The organism is Colwellia sp. PAMC 20917, from assembly GCF_001767295.1.
Taxonomy (GTDB): domain Bacteria; phylum Pseudomonadota; class Gammaproteobacteria; order Enterobacterales; family Alteromonadaceae; genus Colwellia_A.
Map to the genome: position 1 here is coordinate 863,229 of NZ_CP014944.1, position 21,358 is coordinate 884,586.

Annotated in this window: 12 protein-coding genes and 2 pseudogenes; 4 read left to right on the forward strand and 10 right to left on the reverse strand. The window is 38.5% G+C overall.

Annotated features, from left to right (window positions below; genetic code table 11):
- Positions 1–170: 170 nt before the first annotated feature.
- Positions 171–2,324: a putative Ig domain-containing protein gene (locus A3Q34_RS03710; protein WP_070374123.1), complete on the forward strand. Its 2,154-nt coding sequence runs from the start codon at positions 171–173 to the stop codon at positions 2,322–2,324.
- A 383-nt stretch (positions 2,325–2,707) separates the two neighbouring features.
- On the opposite strand, the gene A3Q34_RS03715 is transcribed toward A3Q34_RS03710, so the two are convergent.
- Both A3Q34_RS03715 and A3Q34_RS19970 read right to left on the reverse strand, forming a co-directional pair.
- The gene (locus A3Q34_RS03715) at positions 2,708–4,009 is read right to left on the reverse strand and encodes an RNA-guided endonuclease InsQ/TnpB family protein (RefSeq protein WP_083277885.1); all 1,302 of its coding nucleotides are present in this window, start codon (positions 4,007–4,009) and stop codon (positions 2,708–2,710) included.
- Between the two features lie 65 nt (positions 4,010–4,074).
- Positions 4,075–4,998: pseudogene (locus A3Q34_RS19970) on the reverse strand (IS1595 family transposase).
- Positions 4,999–5,096: 98 nt separating this feature from the next.
- On the opposite strand from A3Q34_RS19970, the pseudogene tnpA reads away from it, so the two are divergent.
- A pseudogene (tnpA, locus tag A3Q34_RS21205) lies at positions 5,097–5,501 on the forward strand (IS200/IS605 family transposase).
- 362 nt (positions 5,502–5,863) lie between these two features.
- On the opposite strand, the gene A3Q34_RS03730 reads toward tnpA, so the two are convergent.
- Together A3Q34_RS03730 and A3Q34_RS03735 are read right to left on the reverse strand one after the other, a co-directional pair.
- Positions 5,864–6,625, reverse strand: coding sequence for an ABC transporter permease (locus tag A3Q34_RS03730; RefSeq protein WP_070374125.1), 762 nt, complete (start codon positions 6,623–6,625; stop codon positions 5,864–5,866).
- A complete protein-coding gene (locus A3Q34_RS03735) occupies positions 6,622–7,548 on the reverse strand; it encodes an ABC transporter ATP-binding protein (RefSeq protein ID WP_070374126.1) in 927 nt (308 codons plus the stop codon). The genes A3Q34_RS03730 and A3Q34_RS03735 overlap by 4 nt, the downstream gene beginning before the upstream one ends.
- A gap of 314 nt (positions 7,549–7,862) precedes the next feature.
- On the opposite strand from A3Q34_RS03735, the gene A3Q34_RS03740 reads away from it, so the two are divergent.
- The gene (locus A3Q34_RS03740; RefSeq protein WP_070374127.1) at positions 7,863–9,779 is read left to right on the forward strand and encodes a S9 family peptidase; all 1,917 of its coding nucleotides are present in this window, start codon (positions 7,863–7,865) and stop codon (positions 9,777–9,779) included.
- 372 nt (positions 9,780–10,151) lie between these two features.
- On the opposite strand, the gene katG is transcribed toward A3Q34_RS03740, so the two are convergent.
- Positions 10,152–12,374 carry a catalase/peroxidase HPI gene (gene katG / locus A3Q34_RS03745; protein ID WP_070374128.1) on the reverse strand — a complete coding sequence of 741 codons (2,223 nt, stop codon included), beginning with the start codon at positions 12,372–12,374 and terminating at the stop codon, positions 10,152–10,154.
- A gap of 771 nt (positions 12,375–13,145) precedes the next feature.
- On the opposite strand from katG, the gene A3Q34_RS03750 reads away from it, so the two are divergent.
- On the forward strand, positions 13,146–14,324 hold the full coding sequence (locus tag A3Q34_RS03750) for a multidrug effflux MFS transporter (RefSeq protein WP_070374129.1): 1,179 nt from the start codon (positions 13,146–13,148) through the stop codon (positions 14,322–14,324).
- A gap of 228 nt (positions 14,325–14,552) precedes the next feature.
- Here A3Q34_RS03750 and A3Q34_RS03755 read toward each other — a convergent pair whose 3' ends face one another.
- The 5 genes from A3Q34_RS03755 to A3Q34_RS03775 form a co-directional block, all read right to left on the reverse strand.
- Positions 14,553–18,158 (reverse strand): response regulator, encoded by a 3,606-nt coding sequence (locus A3Q34_RS03755; RefSeq protein WP_070374130.1) that lies wholly within the window; start codon positions 18,156–18,158, stop codon positions 14,553–14,555.
- A 348-nt stretch (positions 18,159–18,506) separates the two neighbouring features.
- Complete coding sequence (locus tag A3Q34_RS03760) at positions 18,507–19,085, reverse strand: DNA-J related domain-containing protein (protein WP_070374131.1); 579 nt, start codon at positions 19,083–19,085, stop codon at positions 18,507–18,509.
- A 385-nt stretch (positions 19,086–19,470) separates the two neighbouring features.
- The gene (locus A3Q34_RS03765) at positions 19,471–20,418 is read right to left on the reverse strand and encodes a class I SAM-dependent methyltransferase (protein WP_070374132.1); all 948 of its coding nucleotides are present in this window, start codon (positions 20,416–20,418) and stop codon (positions 19,471–19,473) included.
- Positions 20,419–20,854: 436 nt separating this feature from the next.
- On the reverse strand, positions 20,855–20,998 hold the full coding sequence (locus tag A3Q34_RS20355; protein ID WP_157470790.1) for a hypothetical protein: 144 nt from the start codon (positions 20,996–20,998) through the stop codon (positions 20,855–20,857).
- Between the two features lie 138 nt (positions 20,999–21,136).
- The gene (locus A3Q34_RS03775; protein WP_070374134.1) at positions 21,137–21,316 is read right to left on the reverse strand and encodes a hypothetical protein; all 180 of its coding nucleotides are present in this window, start codon (positions 21,314–21,316) and stop codon (positions 21,137–21,139) included.
- Positions 21,317–21,358: the final 42 nt, after the last annotated feature.

Genomic DNA, 21,358 nt, shown 5'->3' on the forward strand with positions numbered 1-21,358 from the left:
TAAAATAATAAAAGAAGAACAAGTTTGGCAATTTAATTAGCCAAGTGAGTACCTTCAACTAAGCAGCACTGCACTATATACAAACCTAAGTATAACGACACAAGCTTGGTTTTATATTGCAAATGCTGCAAATAATCAAATGACAATTGAACAGTTAATAGGGGATCTAAATGACTAATATAAAAAATAAAAAAAGCTTCAACAAAAACATAATCGTCCTAAGCCTAGGTTTAGCTTTATCTGCATGTGGGGGAAGTTCAAGCGATGACAAAGTTGCTGACGTTATAGAAGTTAACTCCGCACCAACCATTAGCAGCACAGCGGTCACAACAATTGAATCAGGTTCCACTTATAGCTACTCACTAGTCGCTGCCGATGCCGATGGTGACACTTTAACAATGTCAGCCACAAATTTACCCGCTTGGCTAACGTTTGATAGTGCAACCGGAAGCTTAACGGGTACGCCAGCGGATAGTGATGCCGGAGATACGGCAATTACCTTAACCGTAAGTGATGGCACTGATGAAATCACTCAATCGTTTACTGTTTCAGTCACTGTTGCAGCACAAGCTAACAATGCTGCTGTTATTACAAGTACTGGCGTTACAAGTGCTACTGTTGGTGAGTCATATTCCTACACACTTATGGCAACCGATGCTGACAGCGATACATTGACAATGTCAACGACCGTCCCAGGCGCGCTTTCTTGGTTAACGTTTGATGACAGTACAGGCATATTATCAGGCACACCGGCATCGGGTGATGTTGCTGCTACAGAAATCACCTTAACAGTGAATGATGGCACTGTAGATACAATGCAAACCTTTACCATTACCGTTGCTGCAGTTGAAAACACCCGTAATATGGTTGCATTTGAAGGTGCTGCAGAGACCTATGCTTTCAATAATTTTGATGGTGGCATGTCAACTGTGATGGCTAATCCACAAGCAATGGGCATAAATACCAGCAACCAAGTCGTAGAAATGCAAAAATTGGCTGGACAACCTTGGGGAGGCAGTACATTAACCTTGCCTACAGCATTAACCTTAGCTGCGGAAGATAACACCTTCACAATGAAAGTTTGGTCGGCGCGTGCAGTACCTGTGTTATTTAAACTTGAAGGCATTAATAAAGAAATATCAATAAATCATGCAGGCACTGGCTGGGAAAATCTTAGTTACGATTTTGCAGATGATGTAACCGGCGCCTTAGACAGCGTTACGGTAATATTTGATTTAGGCACTATGGGCGACGCAGAAGGAAACGCCGCAGATTGGACCTTTTATTATGACGATATAACAACACCTGCAACCGCTGAAAAAGAAGTCGTAGGTGATGGCTCTACAAGTACCACTGATTTTGAAGCCGACCCACAAAGCTACACCTTTAATGATTTTGATGGAGGCGCAGCCGTTGTGCTAGCCAACCCAGATGCAACGGGTATTAATACCAGCGCTCAAGTGGGTCAAATGACTAAATCTGCGGGTCAAACTTGGGGGGGGTCAACCATGACATTGGCTACACCGGCGGCAATTCCAGCTAATAGCATGATTACCATGAAAGTTTGGGCTTCGCGTGCTGTACCTGTATTAGTTAAATTTGACGATATGGATGCAGAAAGAACAGCAAACCATACTGGTTCAGGATGGGAAGAGTTGAACTTTGATTTTACTGGCGCAACCAGTACAAGTGAAACCAGACTTACCCTAATTTTTGATAATGGCGTGATGGGCGATGCCGCGAGCGATGCCGCTAACTGGACTTTCTACTTTGATGATTTTACCACCCCTGCTGCTGAAGAAGTCTCTGCAGGTAACTTTGTTGCCGTTGGAACTCCATATGACTTTGAAGCCACAGGTTTAGGCAGTGATTTTGTTTGGGCGGTATTTGAAAATGATGATAATCCGGCACTCGAATTTGTTGCTAACCCGGCTTCATCGACAGTGAATGACTCAGCAACAGTTGCTATGTTTACCGCTAGAATGACAGGTCAGCCATGGGCTGGTACTGAAACAACAGCGGCTAATACAACACCCTTTACGATGGATGCAACCAATAGCATTGTTAAAATAATGGTTTATAAGTCTGTTATCAGTGATGTGGCATTAAAGTTCTCTGTAGGCGCTGCGGCACAAGCAGAAATCAAAGTACCTAATACTAAAATCAATGAATGGGAAGAGCTTACTTTTGACTTTTCTAGCCGTATTGGTATGGCTGAAACCATTAATATTGACTCGGTGATAGTTTTCCCTGAATTTACTGACGGCAGAGCTGCAGATACCGTAAGCTATTTTGATAATATTACTTTCGGTCATAATGAATAGTGTTGATAAAAAAATAAAACTTAGCTTGTGTTTTAATTAGCTAAGTTTTACATTAATTGTTAGTAAAATAAAAAGGGTTATAGTTTACGTTGCTAAGCCCTTTTATCTCGTTTTAATAGACTTATTTGAATAAGCGGAGAGGTTTTATGAAAATATCAAAAATGTTACTCAAGAGTGAACTCGTGTTGAATATAGGATTTGGCTTAACCGTATTGTTAATTGGCAAAATAACCCTATATTTTATCGCCTAAGAAAAGCACTAAAGGTCGTACATAATGGACAAAGCCTTTAGTAACTTTTAAATACCCCCTTTTAATCCCCACAAAAAAAACAGAATCTAGCGATTTGACAGCTCCTGCACCGCAAGCGGTGAGGATTCTTGATCAGGCCACGTGAAATAGCTCAGACGGTGTTTTACCACCTGCACTCGAAAGTGCCTGAGCCGCATCAAGGGTGTTATCAAGCAACATGCCATCTGTCAGATGGACTACGCAGTTCAGCCTTATTACAGGGACTTTTACAGGTCTGCGATACTTTGCCACAAGTGGCGGGAGAAGGTATCCTTTTTCTATTCTACCGTTCTCGAATTTATTTTTAATGTTGGCCGAACCGACCAAATCCCGCACTCCAATGAAATCACATTCTGGATTTTTACACTGGTAATTGCGCCCCGAAGGTTTGTGTCTATGACCGCATTTCGGGCAAGTCTGAGTGGTGTACTGCTCTCCTATTTTATCAAGCTCTACACCTTGGAATTTACCTTTGTATTTAAGATAGGTGAGTAGCTGCCCAAGGGGATTGTTGCTGTTCATTTGATTTGAACGTCTTGAGCCTTTCTTCTTTTTCCGAGCATTCTTACTCATATTGATGCAATCGCCCACAACAAGCATACCTGCTTGTTGTTTCACGCAATAATCTATCATTTGCTTGGATGCATGATGGAGAAGATTGCGCTGCTGATTGTCATTTCTGAACAGCATTTTAGCTTTTGCTACTCGTAATTTTCGGCTCCGTCTAGACCCTTTCTTGCATTTTGAAAGCAGTCTTGAGAATTCAGCGAGCTTCTTGTTTCTATACTGAATTAACGAGCGAAGACCGCGACCAACTATGATCTCCGACGTTTCGCCATCGGTCATCGCTGCAAGATGAATTACACCTAAGTCAGCAGCAACTACGTTGCTGCCAGCTGACTTAATGGTTTTGATATCTTGCTTTATCGTGAGCCTAAGCTCCCGAAAACTAAGCTCCGCTCCTGTGATTTTACCAATGGGTATATCTTTTGGAATGCGAACGATGAGTTTTTTAACTCCAAGTCCGTTTGAAAGAATGACGCGGTTACCTTTTCTTTTTATCGCCGAAGCCTTGTACATTACTACCTGGAAGTGCTTCCTGTCACGGTACGGATAACGAGCTTTTTTATCGCCAGCTTTTCGATTCTCTGAGGTTGTTTCGATGTTAGCAAAGAACTTTTTAATAAGCGCCTGGTTTGTCTGGCTATGAAGTCGGTACTTACTTTTAAAGTGCTTTTCAAAATCACCTCTAAAAGGCCACTTCCATCGGCGTTTTCGGATGAATTTGTGCAGTTTAACCATATCGTTCCAAAGGCGAGCTGACTCTCTTCGCAACTCTGTTTGCAAAGGTGTTGTCTGACCGATATTAAATTTCGAAACGCTGATTAAACTCATAATGACGACTATACTGTATAAATAAGGCTGTGTTGTAATTAAGTGTGGGTAAGCGAGAATTCATTTTATAAAGCCTCTTTTATCCACGTTTGATCTGAATATTCTTTGTTATCCTCCATAAACCTAAACCAACTCAAATAATTCTCAATGTAGTCAGTACCTATGCCATTAAATCGTTTCAACCAACCTTTCCATCGTTTCATGTAATTATTCAACGTTTGAATATGATAGTTCCCCTCAATTACTCGTTGATTATCAAGCTATATTAGCCGTTTATGATCAACATCTAATTCTTCGGCAATACCTTTATAGGATAAATTACCATCGGTACAAAGCACTGAGCCTGATGATAAAAGTGGTTTTAATTGAGCTTGAATATTCTCTTTTGTATTGCGAGCTAGTACCTTGTGTGAAACAACTCCACTGCGATCAAGCGCAATAAAAATAGGCACTTGCTTAATTTTGCCTCCACCTCGTTTACGTGATTTGCGCTCGATTTGTCTCTTGCCCTTAAAGGATTCTGGTAAAAATGTTTCATCAGCTTCAATCACACCCGTTAGTTCTGACGGATTAAAGCTAGCAGGGGCTTTGATAAATATGTGTCGCCATCGAAAAGATGTTCTAAGTGTTATGTTTAAGGCTTTAGCTGATTTTCTAAGAGACACACCTTCCCACATCAATTTAGTGTACTCAATCCATTTATCAGCCTTTCTCATGCGATAAAGTGGTGAATCAGCAAGTGCATTAAAAGTTTTACAGCATGACTTGCACTTAAAACGTTGAATTCCTTGCTTTGTCATGCCCCAACGGTTTAATTCATGTGAATCGCAATGAGGACAATGAGATATTGTTTCTTCATGGTCGGCAATGGCTTGACCCACTTGGTTATTGGAAATATTTGATTCAACTTCATGACGAAGTTTTTTAAGTTGGAAGTAGTTTAGATTGGTAACGTGATGTAGTATATTTTGAAACTGCTTGGAAGCCATCTTGCACCTACCGTTATTGGGTTTCAGTACATTGAGTATAGCTCACCAACACCGAAAGACAACACAGCCATAAATCACCAGTGTCAATAAGTGTCTGTATGAAATATAAAAAGAGCGCTCATTCTTCGTATTTAATTCAAGCTCACATTATATTTGTTACTAAATATCGTGAGCGGAAGTTTACGAGCGAGATGTTAGATAAAATGGACTTTATAATAAAAAGAGAATGTTTAAAACTAAAGTCAGAATTCGTTGAGTTTAATGGGGAGTCAGATCATGTTCACATGATTATCTCTTACCTGCTTTCTATTTCAATTTCACGATTAGTTAATGTTTTAAAAAGTATTACAGGTCGAGAGATGAAGTTGTGGTTTCCGCAGTTAAATCAGGTAGCTTGGAGGTAGAATGCACTTTGGAGCTCTGGTTATTATGCATGCTCTGTCGGCGGAGCGCCGATAGAGGTTCTTAAGCAATACATCGAGCAGCAAGATAGGCCGCATTAGATTGCTATGCAATCTCGGCTATCCATCCCTCACCGCAAGCGGTGGGGATTTTCGCCGATTTCGGTAAACCATCGCCCTACACATCTCGTACTACTTAATAATATCTGCTCGACATTATTTATTCATAATGGTTAATTTTGAGGAGAGAATAAAGTTATTTGAATAAGAGGAGAAATTTTATGAAAACACTAAAAATGTTACTCAAGAGTGAACTCGTGTTGAATATAGGATTTGGCTTAACCGTATTGTTAATTGGCAAAGTAACCCTATATTTTATCGCCTAAGAAAAGCACTAAAGGTCGTACATAATGGACAAAGCCTTTAGTAACTTTTAATTAAACAGTTTAAACAGCCTATCTCTATTATTGTTTTATCTGATAACCACTTTTAAATATCCAAGTAACCGCTAATAAACAAAAAGCTAAAAAGCCACTCATCACAAAAAAGCTGGTTAGTAAACTTACGTCAGCCACTTCATAAAAACTCCATCGAAAGCCACTAATCAAATAAAAAACCGGGTTAAATTGCGTTACTGTTTGCCAAAACGGCGGCAACATACTGACAGAATAAAAAGTACCTCCTAAGAAAACCAAAGGCGTAATAACAATAAGTGGGATCACTTGTAGTTTCTCAAAATTATCTGCCCAGATGCCAATAATAAAACCAAATAAACTAAAGGTTATAGCGGTCATCACTAAAAAGAACAACATCCAAAATGGATGGGCTATTTCCAGAGGCACAAAGAAATGCGCTGTTGCCAGAATAATCAATGCAAGCAAAATTGATTTTGTCGCTGCCGCACCGACATAACCGAGCAGCACCTCAAAGGAAGATACCGGCGCAGAAAGTAGTTCATAAATAGTGCCGGTAAATTTAGGAAAATAAATACCAAATGAGGCGTTGGAAATACTTTGTGTTAATAACGAGAGCATAATTAACCCAGGTACAATAAAAGCACCGTAGCTCACACCATCTATTTCAGTGATTCGAGAGCCAATGGCAGAACCAAAAACAACAAAATAAAGTGACGTCGAAATCACTGGAGAAATAATACTTTGAAAAATAGTACGTTTAGTCCTGGCCATTTCAAACTTGTAAATAGCCGCAACAGCATAACGATTCATGTTTTTTCCCTTACTAATGAAACAAATATATCTTCTAACGAACTTTGATCTGTTTTGATATCTTTAAAGGCAATACCCGCTAATGACAATTGCTGAAGTAAAGCAGATATTCCTGTGTGTTCATTGGTAGTGTCATAACTATAAATTAATTGCATCCCTTCATTTTGTAGCTGTAAATTAAAATCAGTCAATTGCTCAGGCATTTCAATTAACGGTTCTTTTAAATCGAGGATCAATTGCTTTTTACCCAATTGGTTCATTAACGCTATTTTATCTTCCACTAAAATGAGCTGGCCATTTTTAATCACACCAATACGGTCGGCTATTTCCTCAGCCTCTTCAATATAATGTGTCGTTAAAATAATGGTGACACCGTCGTTGCGTAATTCTCTAACCAGTTGCCACATATCTTTGCGCAGCTCTACATCAACACCTGCGGTTGGTTCATCTAAAAACAAAATAGCAGGTTCATGAGAGAGCGCTTTAGCTATCATCACTCGTCGTTTCATACCACCGGATAACTCAATCATCTTGTTATCTTTTTTATCCCAGAGTGATAATGATTTTAGCGTTTTTTCTATAAAAGCTGGATTCGGTTTTTTGCCAAATAAACCTCGACTAAATGAAACTGTTGTCCATACAGTTTCAAAGGCGTCAGTGGTTAACTCTTGTGGTACTAAGCCAATAAGACTTCGTGTATGTCGGTAACCGGTGACGATATCTTTACCATCAACGGTGATTTGCCCAGAAGTGGCATCAACGATGCCGCAAATAGCACTGATCAGTGTAGTTTTACCTGCGCCGTTTGGTCCTAGCAAGGCAAAGATTTCAGCAGGTTTTATTGATAAATTAATATTATTAAGTGCTTGAAAACCACCCGCATATACTTTGTTAACATCTGTGATTTGAATAATGGGTTGCAAGGTTATTTCTCATCAGTATTTTCAATACTACTAAGGTATACGAGATACCCTATTGATGGCTAGGAAAATCAATAAATTAGTTGTCTTGTTTGGCATAGCTAATATCAATCGATTGCTTAGGTGTCATGTTATGACGCGTTAAATAAAGTAAAATTCATATGATTAAATGTCGCTTGTTGACGTTTATATTTTTACTACTTTGTCATCATTGATTAACGTATCTATGATCTTTATGTTATGCACTATACTGGTGTAGAACAAAAAACAAGCAACTGACTTAGTTTCTTGATCATCGCAACAAAAGGATTTCACCCATGATAAAGTTTCCGCTATTGATTACAATAATTTGCACAGGTCTATTACTCTTTGGCTGTTCTAAACCCGCAGAAGAAGTAGCTAAACAAGCCGTTATCGAAGAAGAAAAACCTGTCTTTGAGACCTATAGCGCAGAAGAGTTCTTTAAAACAACCTCAGTCTCTGGCTCATCAATTAATGCTGATGCCAGTGCGGTTTTGATCAGTAATGATAAAACAGGTATTTTTAATGCCTACAAAATGCCACTCGATGGCTCAGCCCCAATACAGTTAACTCAGTCAACAGTTGACGCTGTTTTTGCAGTAAGTTGGTTTCCTAAAGACGACAGGATTCTTTATACCGCAGACAAGGGCGGTGACGAATTAGATCATTTATATGTAAGAGAATTATCAGGCAGCATAAAAGACCTTACCCCAGGTAAAGACTTAAAAGCTTATTTTGTTGGTTGGCATGAAGATAATAAACAGTTTTTTGTTGCCTCTAATGAAAGGGACCCTAAGTTTTTTGATGTATACCGTTATCAAAATGATGATTATTCAAGGGAGCTTATTTATCAAAATGCTGCCGGCTATTCAGTCGAAACTATCAGCCCAAATGGTCAGTATATTGCTTTGAGCAAAACGAATAGCAATGCAGACTCCAACTTATATTTAGCCGACTTAAATAAAGCAGACGAGTTAACTACACTTATAGCTGAGCATCAAGGTGATGTTGAACACAGTGCCTACACTTTTACTCGTGATAGTAAGCGACTGATATATTCAACAGACGAATTTGGCGAATATAAACAGGCTTGGGCTTATGATATAAAAGCAAAAACACAAGCACTAAACTACGCTGCAGATTGGGACGTTAGTTTCACTTACTTCTCTAAAGATGGCCGTTATCAAGTCACTGGTGTTAATGCTGATGCGCAAACTAAAATAGAAATTATGGACCTGAAGATAAAGCAACCGTTAATACTTCCTAAATTGCCCAGTGGCGATTTACGTGGCGTAAACTTTTCAGCTGATGCCAATCTAGTTATTTTTTATATCAATTCAGATACGTCCCCGTCTAACCTCTATGTTCATCAATTAGGATCAAAGCGTATTAAGCGCTTAACTAACACAGGTAATCCTAATATTATTGAAGAGAACTTAGTTGTTGGTGAAATTATCCGCTTTAAAAGTTTTGATGGTTTAGAAATTCCTGGGATTTTATATAAACCTAAACAAGCCGCTACAGAAAAAGTCCCCGCTTTAGTCTGGATACATGGAGGCCCTGGAGGTCAAAGTCGTAAAGGTTATTCCGCTACCATTCAGCATTTGGTCAATAACGGCTACGCTATTTTTAGAATAAATAACCGTGGTTCAAGTGGCTACGGTAAAACCTTCTTTCATTTAGATGATAAGAAGCACGGTGACCATGATTTAAAAGATGTTGTCTATAATAAATATTATTTACAGACTTTAGATTGGGTCGACAAAGATAGAATAGGGGTTATTGGCGGCAGTTACGGTGGCTATTTAACCATGGCCGCAATGGCATTTACCGATGAGTTTACTGTCGGTGTCAATATCTTTGGTGTCACTAATTGGGTCAGAACGCTAGAAAGTATTCCACCCTACTGGGAGGCATTTAGACAGTCGCTTTATGATGAGTTAGGTGATCCTAGTACAGACAGAGAACGTTTACGCAGTATTTCTCCGGTATTCTTTGGTGATAAAGTTAAAAGTCCGGTACTTGTTGTACAAGGTAAAAATGACCCTAGAGTATTAAAAATTGAAAGTGATGAAATGGTTGAGTCTATTCGAAGCGGTGGAACTTTCGTTGACTATTTGGTCTTTGACGATGAAGGTCACGGCTTTAGTAAAAAAGCTAATCGCATTGAAGCATCTAATAAGTACTTAAGCTTTTTAAAAACCTACTTATAGTCTGTTAACCTAAAACTCGTATGTAAAGGTAAAGTCTGTTGGAGACTTTACCTTTTTTATAAGATGTTATTGCTAAAAAAGCTAATACAGCCTGAGCCGTATTAGCAATATAGTGCGAAAAACAAGCTTACTTTAAATCAAAGCGGTCTAATTGCATCACTTTAACCCAGGTTTTGAATGAGAGGTTATTGCCAAAAAAAGCTAATACAGCCTGAGCTGTATTAGCGATATAGTTTAAAAAAATCAAGCTTACTTTAAATCAAAGCGGTCTAGTTGCATCACTTTAACCCAGGTTTTGAATGAGAGGTTATTGCCAAAAAAAGCTAATACAGCCTGAGCTGTATTAGCGATATAGTTTAAAAAAAATCAAGCTTACTTTAAATCAAAGCGGTCTAGTTGCATCACTTTAACCCAAGCTTTAATAAAGTCATTAATAAACTTTTTGTCAGCATCATCTGAGGCATACACTTCGGCAATGGCTCTTAATTCAGAGCTCGAGCCAAAGATAAGATCAACCGGTGTCGCTTGCCACTTTACCTTGCCTGAAGCGCGGTCAGCACCGATATAAATTCCAGCTGTAGATTCATCTTTAGTCCACACGGTAGACATATCTAATAAATTTACAAAGAAATCATTCGTTAAGACACCAGGAGTATTTGTGAACACCCCAAAAGATGAACCATCATAGTTTGCATCAAGTGCTCGCATACCGCCAACCAATACCGTCATTTCAGGGACATTTAAACCAAGAGAATTGGCTTTATCCACTAACATCTCTGTTGGCGATAGGTAACTTTCATCCGTATAAAAATTACGAAAGCCATCCGCTTTTGGTGCTAAATAATTAAATGATTTAACATCGGTTTGTGCTTGTGTTGCATCAGCACGGCCAGGCATAAAGGGCACAGCTACTGTTGTGTCTGCTTTTTTGGCTGCACTTTCAATAGCTGCTGCGCCACCTAGTACGATTAAGTCTGCTAGCGATACTTGCCTTTTAGCCGATTGCTTATTGTATTTAGCTTGAATAACTTCAAGTGTTGTTAATACTTTATTAAGTTCAGCAGGATTATTAACCGTCCAACTATTTTGTGGCTCAAGTTTAATGCGAGCACCATTAGCACCGCCGCGCATATCCGTAACACGATGACTCGACGCTGAAGCCCAAGCCGTTCTCACTAACTCAGCAGTGGTTAAACCTGACTGTGTTATTTGCTTTTTCAGCTCAGCAATATCTTGCTTGGTAACCAGTTGATAGTTGACCGCAGGAATAGGGTCTTGCCATGTTAGCACTTCACTGGGCACTTCACTGCCCACGTATCTTGCACGAGGCCCCATATCACGATGTGTTAATTTAAACCAAGCTCGAGCAAAAGCTTTTTCAAATGCTTCAGGCTCTGCTCTAAAACGTTCAACAATTTTACGAAACTCAGGGTCTTCTTTTAGAGCAAGATCTGTAGTAAACATAATGGGTGCATTACGTTTATTAGGGATATGGGCATCCGGCACTAAGTTAACCGCAGCTTTGTTTTCAGGTGTCCACTGTTTAGCTCCAGCAGGGCTTTTCGTTAGAACCCAGTTGAAGTTCATTAGGTTGTCTAAGTAATTCGTTGACCATTGTGTTGGTGTCGTTGTCCAAGCACCTTCTAAGCCACTGGTTATCGTATCTGCGCCAACACCGCTGTCACATTTGTTTTTCCAGCCTAAACCTTGTGCTTCAATATCAGCGGCTGCGGGCTCTGCACCAACACAATCACTGGGTTTTTTCGCTCCATGTGCCTTACCAAAAGTATGACCACCAGCGCTTAAAGCAACAATTTCTTCATCATTCATCGCCATACGACCAAATGACATTCTGATGTCTTGAGCAGCTAAGAGAGGATCAGGTTTACCATGGGGCCCTTCTGGATTAACATAAATCAAGCCCATTTCTACTGCAGCAAGAGGGCCTTTCAATTTACCCTTTTTATCGCGACGTTTATCAGTAAGCATGGTCGTTTCAGATCCCCAATAAACTAAATCAGGTTCCCAATCATCCGTTCTGCCACCAGCAAAACCAAAGGTTTTAAAACCCATCGATTCTAGCGCTACATTGCCCGAAAGCACCATCAAATCAGCCCAAGAAATTTTACGACCATATTTTTGTTTAACAGGCCATAATAATCGACGCGCTTTATCTAAGTTAGCATTATCAGGCCAACTATTAAGGGGTTCAAAACGTTGTTGCCCACCCGACGAACCGCCGCGCCCGTCATGTACTCTATACACACCAGCACTGTGCCAAGCCATGCGGATCATTAATGGGCCGTAATGCCCCCAATCTGCAGGCCACCAAGATTTTGAGTCAGTCAGTGTGGTTTGAATATCTTTTTTAAGTTGGGTTAAATCAAGACTGGCAAATTCTTCAGCATAATTGAATTGTTCGCCGTATGGATTAGATTCAGCGCTATGCTGGCGTAAGGGGCTAAGATTTAACATATCTGGCCACCAAAACTGATTGGTTTTTGCTTCATTGGCCGCGAATGCAGTTGTAGGTATTACCATTGCAGATAAAGCAACAGAGATTGCCGCAGCAATCGGAAGGGTTTTATTAAACATGTGCAGTCCTTTTTTATAATAATGGGTTTATAAAATGTCATCGTTAGCATAAGAACAATAAGGAGAATTGAATAGTTGATTAAATTGAAGATAATGTTCTATTTTACATAATGACTAGTTTAACATTTTCAATTAAAAATTATTGAAGAGCAATCACATAGACTTGTTGAAAAGGTAAGTGGCGATGAAATTGATGCCGCTATTCTTGCATTACCCTGCCCTACTACCCTATTGAAGGATTTATCAGTTTCAATTTTTGGCAACAAGACTTTTATTGGCTTTGTCATAAGGATGAGTATCCAAAAAAGTACCAAAAATTACCAGTGCAGCGTTAGAAATTGATAAGCTGATGTTGTTAAAAGAGGGCATTACTTAAAAGATCATGCCTTAGCAGCTTGCAGCCTTCAAACAAAAAGCAAGACACTGATGTTGACTCGGCGAGTTTTCATAAATTAATACCTATGGTTGCAGGAAAACTTGGAACAACGCTTTTGACACAGATAGCCTTAGACCCATTGACCTACAACGAGGCAGAACTTCGGGCGATTCATTGAAATGAACCAGGGCCACACCGCACCATTGTCTTAGTCATTAGACCGAGCTATGTCAGAATCAATGTATGAACCCTACTTAAAGATATATTCACCAAACAATTAACTAACAAGTATAGTTAAAGCGAAATGCTGTTTAGTTTCATTAAATTAACGATAATTCGCTTCTGCTAATAACGCCAATATCTTATACTAGGCAGTCATCATTATTGAGACTGAAATGACAAATAGACAACTTTTACCACTGCTTATTTTAATGGTTATTTTTAGCCCCTTAGCCATAGATATATTTTTACCCGCTTTACCCATTATGGCTGAAGAACTTCTTGTTCCCATGAAAGAAATCCAATGGAGCATAACGATATTCATTCTAAGTATGGGCTTTGGTCAACTGATAAGTGGCCCACTCGCCGATAGATATGGTCGTCGCCCCGTTGCGATGGCTGGTATAATTATTTATGGCTTGGCTTCTCTTCTTTGTGCTTATGCAGATAACTTAGCGTTTTTCCTCCTTAGTCGTTTAGTACAAGGCTTTGGTGCTTGCGCCATTGTTGTAGCGGCCTTTGCCAGTGTCCGTGATAAATACAACGCAATAGAAAGTGGCGTGATGTACTCTTATTTAAACAGTGCTATATGTTGTATTCCTGCGCTTGCTCCATTACTGGGTAATGTTTTAACCGAGTATTTTGGTTGGCGAAGTAACTTTCAATTTATGACAGGGTATGCTGTTTTTGCCGGTTTGATTTTGTTTTTTACCCTCAAAGAAACCAGGCCCTCGCATACCATACCCTCTAAAAACCTTATCAGCTTGGTGCATTTTATTACGGTGGCGAAACACCCTGTCTTTCTTTTTAATGCTTTGGTGGTGATGTTATCAATGGCAATTATTATTGCCTACGTAACGAGTTCTCCTGCTTGGTTAATGGTTAGATTGGGGTTAGATCAGCAGAGCTTTGTTTATTGGTTTAGTCTCAATGCTGTCATTAATATTGTCGCTTGTTTTTTGGCTCCTCAGGTTTTAGTTAAATTTGGTGCGCGGGTAACCATAGGTTTTGGTATGGTTTTACTGATTGTCGCCGGATTGTTAATGTTAACGTTATTAACTTGGCAAACGCCTGCCGCTTTTATGTTACCAATAATGATCAGTTCACTTGGTTTTTCATTACTGATGGGAGCTTGTGCAGGACAAGCGCTAGCACCTTTTGGTGAAAAAGCAGGTTCAGCTTCAGCGCTATTAGGATTTGTACAAATGAGTGGTTCAGCAGTTATTGTTTATTTATTACAACTATTGCCACTCAATGAAGCGGAGCAGTTAGTCTTATTAATGTTGTCAATAATTCCAGTATATTTCATCTGGAAGTTGCCTCAAGTAAAAGCCCGTATCATGTTAGATGGTTAGCAATTGGTGGTGATTTTTGATTTATTACCACGATTGTCACTAAATTGAGATAATGACGATATACGTGACTTGAGTCTCTGGCACAAGAAAGTGTACTAGCTGACGAGTATTGTATTTTGGGTCAACATCAACATCAACATCAACATTCTCAGGTTAGATTAATTTTGGCTTTGATAAAATATAAACTAACCTATTTTTGTTATTTTTAACTACTTGCATAACGGACGCTTAATATTTGGGTAGCCAGCGTTTCAATGCCTCTTGTAGCTTGATAGGGTTCACAGGTTTAGCAATAAAGTCGTCCATTCCTGCGGCTAAGCACCTCTCTCGGTCACCTTGCATTGAATTGGCAGTCATGGCGATTATCGGAATATTGTTATTAAGTACCTTAGATTGAGGAAGACGAATTTTTTTAGTCGCTTCATAGCCATCCATTACTGGCATTTGACAATCCATAAAGACTAAATCAAAAGGTAAGTTTTTTAATGAATTTAGCGCTTCTTCACCGTTAGCCGCTAAGTCGACTTGCACACCAAATTTTCTCAACAGACCTTGTGCGACTCTTTGATTGATAGCATTGTCTTCTACAACAAGTATCCTTGCTTTGAACTGCGGAAGTGCACGAGCGCTAAACGCCGTGATCAAAGGTTGCTCTTGGGCATTAATGCCAGCAATGGTCATTAAGGTATTGTAGAGAATCGACTGATCAACAGGTTTGTTTAGATATCCGTTAAAGCCAGCCGCTTTTAATCTTTCAACATCGCCACGTTGCCCTTGCGAGGTCAACATTAATAAACGAGTCTTTGAAAAAATATCGCTATCCGCTTTAATCTTAGTTGCTAGTTGAAACCCATCCATTTCAGGCATTTGCATATCCAAAATAGCGATATGGTAAGGAGTTCCTTGTATTCTAGCTTGGGTCAGTTTTTCTAATGCCTCATCGCCACTATCTACCAGAGTATGCTCGACTTGCCACTTGGTCAGTAACAAACCTAACAAAGTCCGGTTAGTTAAATTATCATCAACCACCAGTATCTTTTGACTCTGTAAATGATCATAAATTTTCTTGGGTCGCATGTTATCAGCATTAGCAATATTTATACTAAACCAAAAGGTAGAGCCTTCTCCGTCAACACTTTTCAAGCCTATCTCGCCGCCCATCAATTCAACTAATTGTTTACTGATAGATAGCCCCAATCCGGTGCCACCATATTTACGGGTCGTTGAACCATCGGCCTGGCTAAAACGTTCAAATAGTTTGTTTTGATCCGCTAACGTCAGACCAATGCCGGTATCAGATATTTCAAAGAGTAATTTAGTGTGCTGCTTAGTCTGCTCTTGTACTTTGCAATAGACTGAAACTTCGCCTTGCTCAGTAAACTTTATCGCATTACCGATAAGATTATTGAGTATTTGACGGATACGCCCAGGGTCTGCAATAAATGACTGAGCCGGTAAAATATTAGCCGGACAAATTAGCTCTAAACCCTTGTTATGCGCTTGAAAAGCGAGACTGGTAGCAAGATCATGCAGCAATACTTCTAAATCAAATTCAAGTGGTTCAAGCGCTAACATGCCAGCTTCAACTTTTGAATAATCAAGGATATCGTTAATAATACTCAGTAATGACTCGGCACTGTTTTTTACTGTTTTCGCAAAATTGTGTTGTTCTGGATTTAGAGCCGTATCAAGTAAGAGGTTAGTCATGCCGATGACGCCATTCATCGGTGTACGGATTTCATGGCTCATGTTAGCTAAAAAAGCGGTTTTTGATTCATTAGCAACATCCGCTTGTTTTTTGGCTTCAGCTAAGCGAGTAATCGTCTCTTTTTGATGGCTAATATCAGTACTGATATAAGTATAACCACTGAGTAATTTATTTTTATCGTAAAGTGGTACAATCGTAGTGTCTACCCAATAGTATTGCCCCCCCTTGGCTTTAATACGCACTTCATCATGCCAATATTTCCCTTTAGAAATCGCCGTAAAAATCTTATGCCAATAATATTTGGACTGGTTATTAACATTTAGAATACTATGATTTTTACCAATGAGTTCTTTACGGCTGTAGCCAGTAATGGCACAAAACTTATCATTGGCGTAGCTAATAATACCGTTAATATCGATTACAAGAACCAACGAATGTTCGTCCATCGCTTTTTTTTGTGCGGCCAAATCTTGTTGGGCGGTAATGCGTTTTTCTTCATTGATCACTCGTGCATCAATTTCTATTTTGAGTTTTTTATTCATGCGAAAAAACACTAAAATAATCAAAATGAGCAATGAGGCTATCGGTAATGCCCAGACGAGAATGGTTGATAATTCAGTACCCGATTGAACGTGTACCGATAACCAATTATTTGCGATAGCAGAACGTTTTTTTTCATTCATCGCAGCAAAGGTTTTATTTAAAATCGGAATAAGGGGTTCAAGCCCTTTTCTTACCGCCATCGATATTTTAAGTGTATAAGGGGTAAAGGAGGTAATAATCAGATCATTAATTTTATTTTTGTTTATTTCATAATTAATCGCAGCAATAGAATCAACAAAGGCATCAATTTCCCCCAACTGTAATTTTTTAAGTCCGTCTTCAACCGATAAAACATCTACAATTTTAATACTGGGGTGATCTCGACTAATCAATTCATTATAAACATAGCCTTTAATTAGACCTAACTTCTTGCCTTGTAATGACGATAAACTTTCAGCATAGAAAGCATTTTTCTTACTAACAATAACGAGAGAAATTTCAAAGTAGGGTTCAGTAAAATTTATATATTCAGCTCTTTCTTTTGTATAAAAAATTGAAGACATGACATCAATATTGCCAAGTTTAAATTCTTCTAGTGCTTCCCCCCAACTCGTACCTACTGTTGGTGTTAAATTTATTTTTAGTTGTTGTTTTGCATACAACATGTAATCAGCTGATATTCCGCTATGTTCACCCAATTCATCATTAAATTCAAAGGGAGCAAATGCAGAGTCAGTCCCCAAACTAAAAGAATTATTTTGTGACAGCCATTTGTTTTCGTTTTCCGTTAAACTAGCAACAGTTGATGATTTTTGAAAAAATGGTTTTAAGGTGGGGAGCCACTGTTTTTCTAATTCAATAATTTTATTAACGGGAATGTTTTCAATACCAGCATTAATTTTAGCTAATAATTCAGGTTGACCTTTTGCTATCACCCCAAAGACATTATTAGAAGCAATAATCTCTTCAGAAATAGTGAATACTCCAGTTAAGCCCTTTTTCGCTATTTGTGCAAAGGCACTAGGTAACTCAGCAACAACAGCCTGAACCTCATTATCTAATAACTCCTCGAGAGCATCATCAAAGCTTTTATGCGTTGATTGCTCAAAGCTAGCAAAGTTTTCCTTAAGGTAGGACTCTTGAAAGCTAAAATATTGACTAGTTATCTTAATATCACTTAATTCTCTTAGCTTAGATTTTTTGTCAATTGAGCGATTATAAATGATACCTGTTTGTACATTATGGATAGGTAAGGAAAAATCAGCCCACTGTTGTCGTTGCTGATTCTTAAAGAGCCCAACATGTAAGGTATTCTTTTGTTTGATCAACGCTATACCGTCTTCAAAGGGCAATAGAACAAAGCGAATAGGAATATTATTAGTTTTAGACCAGAGCTGCCAAAACTCAACATAAAGCCCACTAGGATTGCCATTGGGAAGCTTAAAGCTAAAGGGTAAGTCTTTTTCAGTTGCAACAACGGTAATAACACCTAACGGCTCATTGTCCAGCTCTTGTGAAACTGACGGAAAACTGTGAATAAATGCAAAAGTTAATAGCAGGCAAAAGGTAATTCTTAATTTCATATTATTAATTTTTATTCTTCATAGTCGTTAGTATAAGTTAAATATTTTCTTAAATATCTTCCCGGGGAATTAATAAATCTCAGTCAATAGCATTACCCGTAATATATCCATAATAGAGTCGAGTGTTGAGAACACATTTCATTAACTGATTATTAGAAAGCCTATCGTTATACAAGCCCATTCTATCAACAAAATTTAGCACTAAGTCGCTTTAAAATCAAACTGCACCAAGATCCCTCTCCGTCTAAAATGTGCGCTTTGGCTATATAACGACAGATATTAAAACTATTTTTTGCAATTCAACAAATATCAGTTTATTGACGTCGTTTAATATCACCGATCGTAAAATTAGTCCTTGCGATGATAACACCAACTTAATACCTCATAAGCCTGGCGAATTTCGATAAAATCGGCCGCGCAGCCACCTTTATCAGGATGGGTAGTGGCAATTTTTTTTTGATAGGCCCGACGTATCCCAGACCAATCAATATTTTTATCTACCCCTAAAGTCGTCAGAGCAGCAGCAACCTTATCTACTGCACGGTATCTTTGCCAAAAACGGGAAAAGAGTGACTCCACTTCTGCAAGGGTAATGTTATTCAAGTTAGACCAGCTTAAATAGTAATGGGCTAGATCAGTATCGCGCATAGCCAAGGTACCTTTTGCTGCGGCATGATTTGGTACTAAACAAATTTCTAATGGGAAAATAGTCAGTAAAAAACCCTCACTTTTAATATCTCGTTGAATTTGATAAAGCGCATTCATAACAAAAAAATTCTTTTGAAATATGGCAATTTGAGGGTCAACATCCTTTTTTATCAGTAGCAAAAAATCCTGTTGGCAAAGATTGACTAAATCAATTATGGAACAAGCACTGTTTTGTTTTTTTAAATATCCCAGTATGTTAATAATCAAAGGATTGGTCATAGCTTCATTCCTTGTTGATTTAATACTTTTAAGCCAGTAGATAAATTAAAAGCTAACGTTAAACGCTTATCTTCTGATGACAAGTTACCTTAACGGCTAAGCGATCACTCGCGGGTAAGTTTAGTAACACACCTGCAATTGAAGACATAAAATATTTTCATCTCTTTCAAGAAAATAAATAATAACTAAAATTAATGATAGGCGCGTTAGACTGATTTGTTGATATTATGGATACTATTTATCTACTAGACAGCAAGAATCCACAAAACTTTCTGCATACCTTGTTCGGCAAAGGTCTGCAATTTATTATTGTGCAGCAGTAAAGTATTAAACAAGTCATTACCGCTCACTTATCAGGGGTAATGACTTGTTGGTATTATCTATCTTAAATTTTTTCGAATACGGTCACTCTTAACTTTCGGTCAACATTATCATCGGGAAAATCACACTCACTAGTAAACCGTTCTGACATTTTCAAAGTATGGCCCGATGATTCAATAATCTCGGCATCTGACTCATCCCACGTTGCATCATAACGATGAAATAAACAAATCAACCAACCGCCTTGACTTAAAAGCTTTGAACACATACTCACCAATTTAGAAAAATCTTGTCCTTTAGGCTGATGCTCTGCATAAGGTGATTTATAAACGGTTGGCGGTGGATCTAAAATGATGCCTTCGAACTGCTGACCACTTTTTATTGCCTTAGGTAAATGCTTATAGATATCACCCTTTATAAAACTGCGAGTGCCAAATTCCATAGCATTTTTTTCGTAGCTTTTTTCAATACGCGGTAATAACGCTTTCGATCTGTCCAGGTGAATTGCGGCCTTCGCGTTCCCTTTCAAAGCCGCTATACCCAAACTGCCCGTGAATGAAAATAAATTCAATACACGACGGCCTTCACTATTATTAGCTAACCACTTACGAACGGGACGTGCATCCAGATATAAACCACAATTATGCATCGTATCGGCAAGCAAACTATAATAGACCCCGTATTCTTTGGTAAATTCTGGCGCATCAGCAATATCGCCATGAAGCGAGAACATTCTATTCTTCAAGCGTAACCCGAGAGTTTGATCACCTTTTGCCATAATAAGCGTGAAGGGAAAACACTGTAATAGTGCATCTTTGATTACATCAAGGTCCTCACGAATATCGTCTTTAAATTCGACCAAGGCCATAGTGCCAAATTTTTCAATAACTACACCCGGCGCTCCTTCGGTGTAACCATGGAAAACACGCCAAGAATCAAATTCATCTGATTCATTTAAGACTTTTCTATCATTCCATGCTTTTTCGATGAGATCTTGCCACTTTATAGTCAAATCTATGTCCTGCCCTTAGGTATATTTCTAGTGTGGATTGTCTATATTCGTTAGATAATAAGTTAACAAAGAAGACACTATCGCTTAAAACTTGTCAGCACGAGTTACTTTGAAAGCAGTACATCAAATAAATAAAAGAATATAATGCTGCATCAGCAACTTATTCAATCAATATTATAACTAACCACTGCCGGTGTTAATACTGATATCCTAATAAATCAACCTTGTTATTAAAAGTTCACCTAATTGAACCTATTTTGTTTAAGATACTTTTGCCTAAATACTATCAACATCAGCAGTAGTGAATAACTGAATAAACCACCACTACTTTTTTCCCTCTCATTATCGCCAGCGTCAAGCGGCATGTTGTTAACGCTAAATTTAATAGTGTTGCTTACTGAAAGTCTTGGATTACCGTTGTCAGTTACGGTCAAGTCTACTTGGTATGAATTCCCGCCGGCCAACCCCCCCCTTCAAGGTTATGAAAACGAATTCTTGACTCTATTCTGCCATAGAGAAACTCACGTATATCTTTACCGTTAATTCGACCGGAGGTCCAATCTCTAGATTGATTATTCAAGCCTACACAATTAGTTTGCTGCTTTCTGGCGATTATTTTTAAGGTGCCATCGGAGACATCAAAGTTCTTATCAATGGAACTGTCATCATCGGTATAACATTGAACTTCGTTATTAAAATTAGCATCGACTTGGGCCGTTCAATTTTGCCAATTAACACTGTCTCCTGAAAAAGTATCTATATAGTTAACTTCCCAACCTGCCATCGTTGGTGTCGTTATTAACAAACTCAGCAAACTCATTAAAAACAGTCGACTTTTAAAACTGATATTCTTTAGCATTGAATTAACATTGCACTGATAAACTGAATATTGGTTCATTATTATTCTCTTTTCTCTTAAAAGAACTTATTAAATCAATCG

Bases quoted from the DNA above. Each gene is read 5' to 3' on its own strand.
- A3Q34_RS03715 (WP_083277885.1), bottom strand. From the start codon at position 4,009: ATGAGTTTAATCAGCGTTTCGAAATTTAATATCGGTCAGACAACACCT.
- A3Q34_RS03750 (WP_070374129.1), top strand. From the start codon at position 13,146: ATGACAAATAGACAACTTTTACCACTGCTTATTTTAATGGTTATTTTT.
- A3Q34_RS03755 (WP_070374130.1), bottom strand. From the start codon at position 18,158: ATGAAATTAAGAATTACCTTTTGCCTGCTATTAACTTTTGCATTTATT.
- A3Q34_RS03730 (WP_070374125.1), bottom strand. From the start codon at position 6,625: ATGAATCGTTATGCTGTTGCGGCTATTTACAAGTTTGAAATGGCCAGG.
- A3Q34_RS03775 (WP_070374134.1), bottom strand. From the start codon at position 21,316: ATGAACCAATATTCAGTTTATCAGTGCAATGTTAATTCAATGCTAAAG.
- A3Q34_RS03740 (WP_070374127.1), top strand. From the start codon at position 7,863: ATGATAAAGTTTCCGCTATTGATTACAATAATTTGCACAGGTCTATTA.
- A3Q34_RS03710 (WP_070374123.1), top strand. From the start codon at position 171: ATGACTAATATAAAAAATAAAAAAAGCTTCAACAAAAACATAATCGTC.
- katG (WP_070374128.1), bottom strand. From the start codon at position 12,374: ATGTTTAATAAAACCCTTCCGATTGCTGCGGCAATCTCTGTTGCTTTA.
- A3Q34_RS03760 (WP_070374131.1), bottom strand. From the start codon at position 19,085: ATGACCAATCCTTTGATTATTAACATACTGGGATATTTAAAAAAACAA.